This is a genomic window from Nocardia sp. NPDC058497, from assembly GCF_042720195.1.
Classification (GTDB): Bacteria; Actinomycetota; Actinomycetes; order Mycobacteriales; family Mycobacteriaceae; genus Nocardia.
Genome location: NZ_JBHXMY010000420.1, coordinates 1 through 5,287 on the forward strand (window position 1 = coordinate 1; position 5,287 = coordinate 5,287).

The 5,287-nt window shown below is 69.1% G+C and carries 7 protein-coding genes and 1 riboswitch; of the genes, 1 reads left to right on the forward strand and 6 read right to left on the reverse strand.

Going from position 1 to position 5,287, the window contains the following annotated elements; translation table 11 throughout:
- From ACFWPJ_RS23645 to ACFWPJ_RS23660, 4 genes are all read right to left on the reverse strand, one after another.
- Positions 1-486, reverse strand: a 486-nt coding sequence (locus tag ACFWPJ_RS23645; protein ID WP_378854576.1) for an SRPBCC family protein, incomplete at its 3' end; no start/stop codon positions are given.
- Positions 487-541: 55 nt separating this feature from the next.
- Entirely contained in the window at positions 542-1,588 is a 1,047-nt protein-coding gene (locus ACFWPJ_RS23650) for a fatty acid desaturase family protein (RefSeq protein ID WP_378854577.1), read from the reverse strand.
- Positions 1,589-1,683: 95 nt separating this feature from the next.
- Complete coding sequence (locus ACFWPJ_RS23655; protein ID WP_378854578.1) at positions 1,684-2,769, reverse strand: diacylglycerol kinase; 1,086 nt, start codon at positions 2,767-2,769, stop codon at positions 1,684-1,686.
- Positions 2,770-2,779: 10 nt separating this feature from the next.
- On the reverse strand, positions 2,780-3,571 hold the full coding sequence (locus ACFWPJ_RS23660; protein WP_378854579.1) for an SDR family oxidoreductase: 792 nt from the start codon (positions 3,569-3,571) through the stop codon (positions 2,780-2,782).
- An 88-nt stretch (positions 3,572-3,659) separates the two neighbouring features.
- On the opposite strand from ACFWPJ_RS23660, the gene ACFWPJ_RS23665 reads away from it, so the two are divergent.
- The gene (locus tag ACFWPJ_RS23665) at positions 3,660-4,526 is read left to right on the forward strand and encodes a helix-turn-helix domain-containing protein (protein WP_378854580.1); all 867 of its coding nucleotides are present in this window, start codon (positions 3,660-3,662) and stop codon (positions 4,524-4,526) included.
- 1 nt (position 4,527) lies between these two features.
- On the opposite strand, the gene ACFWPJ_RS23670 is transcribed toward ACFWPJ_RS23665, so the two are convergent.
- Together ACFWPJ_RS23670 and ACFWPJ_RS23675 are read right to left on the reverse strand one after the other, a co-directional pair.
- Complete coding sequence (locus ACFWPJ_RS23670; protein WP_378854581.1) at positions 4,528-4,842, reverse strand: DMT family transporter; 315 nt, start codon at positions 4,840-4,842, stop codon at positions 4,528-4,530.
- A gap of 10 nt (positions 4,843-4,852) precedes the next feature.
- A riboswitch (guanidine-III (ykkC-III) riboswitch) is annotated at positions 4,853-4,919 on the reverse strand.
- A gap of 62 nt (positions 4,920-4,981) precedes the next feature.
- Positions 4,982-5,287: LmeA family phospholipid-binding protein (locus ACFWPJ_RS23675; protein ID WP_378854582.1), on the reverse strand; the 306-nt coding region annotated here is incomplete at its 5' end.

Sequence of the window (5,287 nt, forward strand, 5' to 3'; positions counted from 1 at the left end):
CTGCTGCTTGAGATTACGCAGGGTGCGGTGGCTGTTCTTGCGCTGGAACTCCAGGCCGGGGTCGCCACCGGTGGCGACCCGGTCGAAGACCTGCACCACCGCATCCGGCCACCGCCCGCGATCGTCGTGCCAGGTCTCGGTGACCCGGGTGCCGCCGTTCTCGGGCGCGAATCGGTACTCCCAGGTGGCGATCCCGCCGCGCAACCACGGCCGCCGGACACCGATCGCCTCGACCCGGAACGCGAACCGCTGCCCCGGATCCGCCGCGATCACCACGCAGCGGGTCACCCAGCGCGCGGCGCCCCGCTTGTTGAACCCCTCGAATTCCATTCCGACATAGGTGGATTCGCGCTCCTGCGTGACCTTCGCGCCGCGGTTCTCCGGACTCCACCGCCCCATCAGGGTCGGATCGCTGACCTGGCGGTAGACCGACGCCGGGTCAGCGGCGATGTCGATGCTGTCGGAGACCGTCATGATGCGACTCATGGACTCGAACCTACCGGCCGCGCGCAACCCTCACCTGAGCCCGCGACGAGGCCCGTCAGGGGGTGCGCAGAGGAGCGCCGACGTGATGCAGGTGTCGCAGCGCCTCGCGGTACGAGGAGATCAGACCGGTTTCGTGGTACAGCACGCCGATTTCGAGGCAGTAGTCGCGGACGATCGGCTGGGCGTGGCGCAGGTTCGGAGTCGGCATGCTCGGGAACAGGTGGTGTTCGATCTGGTAGTTGAGCCCGCCGAGGGCGAGGTCGACCAACGCGCCGCCCCGGACGTTGCGGGAGGTCAGGACCTGGCGACGGAGGTAGTCGGGGCGGTCGTTGCCGGTCAAGGTCGGCATGCCCTTGTGGTTCGGGGCGAAAATGCAGCCCATGTACAGGCCGAAGAGGCCCTGGTGGACAGCGAAGAACGCGAGGGCTTTGTCGGCGGGCAGCACCGCGAACAGTGCGGCCAGGTAGAGGGCGAAGTGGCCCAACAGCAGTGCGCCTTCCCATCCCCGGTGTTTGACCGATCGATTTCCGAGCGCCCGCACGCCGGCCACATGGAGATTCAGGCCCTCCAGCAAGAGGAGCGGGAAGAACAGGAACGCCTGCGCCCTCCCGATGAGACGAGGCAGACCGCGGCTGGCGCGTGCCTGCTGTTGTGACCAGACCAGGATGTCGGGCGCGACATCGGGGTCGAGTTCCTCGTGGTTCGGGTTGGCGTGATGCCGGGTGTGCTTGTCCTGCCACCAGCCGTAGCCGAGGCCGATGCCCGCGTTGCCGACGAGCCGGCCGGCGAGCTCCGTCGGCTGCCGTAGCCGGAAGACCTGGCGGTGTGCGACATCGTGCATGACGAGGGCGATCTGCGCGAACGTCACGGCCATGAACCCCGCGACCAGCAGCGTCCACCACGAATCGCCGACAAGCACGAACGCCGCCCAGCCCGCCGCGAACGCGACCCCGGCGAGACCGAGCCGGACGGCGTAATAGCCGGGCCGCCGGTTCATCAGCCCCGCGTCGGAAATCCGGCGCAACAGTCGGGCGTAATCACCATCGGCGCCGCGCCGCGGCGACGGTGGAGAAGACTCGGGGACCAGAGCAGATGTCGTCATGACTCCGAAGCTAACGACGAGAATCTCGTCGCTCGTAATCCCTTGGTATGGCATGGAATCACACTGTGGTGTGATCCCAGCTTGCTTGTGTGGCGTCAGGGTATTCGGGCCGGGTCCGCCAGGCCTGCGCCGGTGACGAGGGGAAGGTCGAGCGTCGTCCGAATGCCCGGCGGGGCGGCGACGACGGCGGGGATGGCGTTGACCAGGCGCATGGCGGTGCCGACGAGGCTGGCGTGGTTGTGGTCGCCGTGGTCGCTGAACATGGCCAGGTCCAGGGTGTAGTGCGGTTCGCCGGTGATCTCGACGCGATAGGACCCACCGGTGCGGGCGGGCTGCGGCCAGTCGGGGGCGAGGTCGGCACGCAGGCGGGTGACGTGCTCGAGCACGGTCACGGCCCGGTCGCCGACCATGCCCCGCACTTCGAAACGCAGGGCAGCTGCCGTGCCCGCGGCGATGGTGCCAGACTCGATGTCGAATGTCTCCGGCGCGGGCAGCCGCTCGAAACTCTGCGTGACACTGTCGAGTTCGAGGTCGAGTCCGGCCGCGAGCTGGCGCACCACGCTGCCCCACGCCAGCGACAGCACCCCGGGTTGCAACAGCAGGGGAGTCTCGTCCATCGGCCGGCCGAAGCCCATGATGTCGAACATGACCGCCGGATTGTCGTAGGTCGAGTAATCGACGATCTCGAGGCAGCGCACTTGCTCGACGTAACGGCAGGTGCCCAGCAATGCCAGCGGTAGCAGATCATTGGCGAAACCGGGATCGATGCCGTTGACGAACAGCGATGAATTACCGTGCGCTGCTGCTTCTTCCACCGGTTCGAGCAGATTCGCGGGAAGAACGTCCCACGGGTACTGGAGGAACACCGGTGCGCTGGCCACCACATTGATACCGGCGGCGAGCAGCGTGCGCAGGTCTGCCAGCGCCTCCAGCAGCCGGTTGTCGGTCATGGCGGTATAGACCACGCAGTCCGGACGCAGCGCCAGGATCTGCGCGGTATCGGTGGTGGCGTGCACGCCGGTCGGCGTGGATGTTCCGGCGAGTTCGGCAGCGTCGCGGCCGGCTTTGGCGGGTCCGGAGACGTGCACGCCGACCAGGTCGAACCGGGGATCGGACAGCACCCCGGCCAGTGCGTGCCGCCCGACATTGCCTGTGCCCCAATGCACTACACGGTGAACCATGGTGTTGTCCTCACAGATCGGGAAGGGGGATGGCGAGATTGGGCGCGATGAGCCCACCGTCGACCTCGAGCACCTTCCCGGTGAGGAAAGAACCCGCGGGGGAGGCGAGAAACAGTGCGGCCGCGGCGATATCGGTCGGCTCGCCGAGGCGCTGTAGCGGGGTCGCCCGCTCCATCTCGGCGCGCATCTGCTCATTGCCCGCGACGATCTCCAGCGCCGAGGTCAGGATCGAGCCCGGCGCGATGGCATTGACCCGGATCCGTGGGCTCAGATCCATCGCGGCACTGCGGGTGTAATGCGCCAGGGCCGCCTTGGCGGTGGCGTACGCGGCGAACGCGCGGCCCGGCAGCCTGCCCATCGTCGAGGTGATGTTGATGATCGAGCCGCCGCCCGCCGTCGCGAGCATCTTCGGCACCGCGGCCCGCACCAGGGCGTGCGCTGTCCCGACGTTGAAGGCGAAGGCTTCGGCGAGGTCGTCGGGGGAGGTGTCGAGCAGCGGCCTCGGCAGCGCCCCACCCACGTTGTTGACGACGATGTCCAGGCGGCCGAACCGCTCGACCGCGGCCTCGGCCAGCGCGGTGACCGCGTCCTGATCGGCGAGGTCGGCCACCACGACGAGCGCCTGCCGACCGGTCGCCTCCACCTGCTCGGCGACCCGCCGCAGATCGGCCTCGGTGCGCGCGGCGATCACCACGTCGGCGCCCGCCTCGGCGAAACCGATGGCGATCGCGGCGCCGAGGCCGCGTCCCGCGCCGGTGACGACGGCTACCCGGTCGTCCAGCCGGAAATGGTCGAGAATCATGATCACCCCTCGTGTCGAATATTCGACTAATATGTGGCGAATAGTCGAAGCAGTGTAGGGCGGGCCGCACCCGCAGACAAGGGGTGTAATGCCGGAATCCGCGTCGCCACCGACTCGCCGGGTTATCGAGGTGATGGAGCTGCTGACCCGCAGCGACCGAGCGCTGACCGCCTCGGAGATCGCGGCAGCCCTCTCGCTCGCCCGCGCGACCATCACCGCCGTACTCACCGAACTCACCGACGCGGGCTGGGTGCACCGCGATCGCGACCGCCGTTTCGGGCCCGGCCCCGCGCTCGCCGCGCTGTCCACCGCCGACCCCGAGATCCCGAATGCGGCGGTGCGCGCCGAGCTGCGAGCCCTGGCCGAGGCCGCCCAGTGCGGCGTGACGCTGAGCCGGATCACCGACGGCCGGCTCACCGTGGTGGCCAAGGAGTACGCGCTGGGCGCGCGCATCGTGCCCGGACTCGCTGTGGGACAGTCCATTCCACTCGCCTATCCGGCGGGCGCCGCGGTGATGCCGTGGCGGGGCGAGTCCGAACGCAGTGCGTGGCTGGCGACAGCGACCGGTCCGGCGCGGCGGAGCGCTCCCGCGCTGCTGCGGTTCGTCACCACCCACGGCTGCGCGGTGTTCCGCCCGGACTCCGACGACGCCGGTCTGGTGGACGTGCTCGCGGAGCTACTCGGTGCGGTGGGGGCCGAGGTGGTCCAGCCGGAACTCCGCGCTCGGGTACTTCGCCAGCTGGCGCGTCTCACCGCGCGCCCCTATCGCGAAGCCGACCTCGCCAGCGCGGAGCCGCTGCCCGTCAGCTACCTGTCGGCACCGGTGTTCGACAGCTCCGCGGCGCCCTACGAGGTCCAGATCGGTCCGCTGCGTTCCGCGGTCAGCCACTCCGACCGTGCGCAGTATGTCGAAACCATTCGCAAGGGCGCGGAGGCAATTTCACTGGCTACGTAGGTCAGTGAGCGAGTTTGAGTCCGACGACGCCGGAGACGATCATGGTCAGGAACACGATCTTCAGTACCGCGACCGGCTCGTCACCGGTGGCCATGGCGTAGGCCACGGTGAGGACCGCGCCGATCCCGACCCAGACCGCGTAGGCGGTGCCGACAGGCAGTTCGCGCATCGCGAGGGCCAGGCCGGCCATGCTGGCCACCAGGGCGGTGAAGAACACCACCGATGGCCCGAGCCGGGTGAAGCCTTCCGTCTTGCCCAGGGCGGTGGCCCACACGGCTTCCAGGAATCCGGAGACGACGAGCAGAATCCACGACATGACAGCCCTCCTCGGGCCGTCTTGTCGCACTCCGGGTACGGCACCCCTCGTCCGGAAGCCCACTTCCCGGGCTCGATGTCACTGTGGCACGTCGGTGACCGGGCGGCAAGCGATGGTGCCTGACCTCACCACCTCGTCGTCACGGCAGATCGGCGAAGCGCACGTCGTCGGCTACGGCGGTCGCATGGAGGCCGTCGGAGCCCGGCTGAATGGCAGTCAGGCGTGCACCGAGCGGGAGTTGCTGCAGCGGCACGACGAAGGTCAGGGTTCGGCGCAGCATCGCCAGCGAGAGCGTCGGTCCGCCGACCGCGGGTTGGACCGAGACCGGAGTGACCTCGATGCCGTCGTCGGTCGGCGCGACGGAGACGAAGACCGTCGCGGGCTCCGCCATCCCCGCCACCGGGAAGGTCCCGGTGACGCGTAGCCCGTCCGGGCTGTCGGAGAC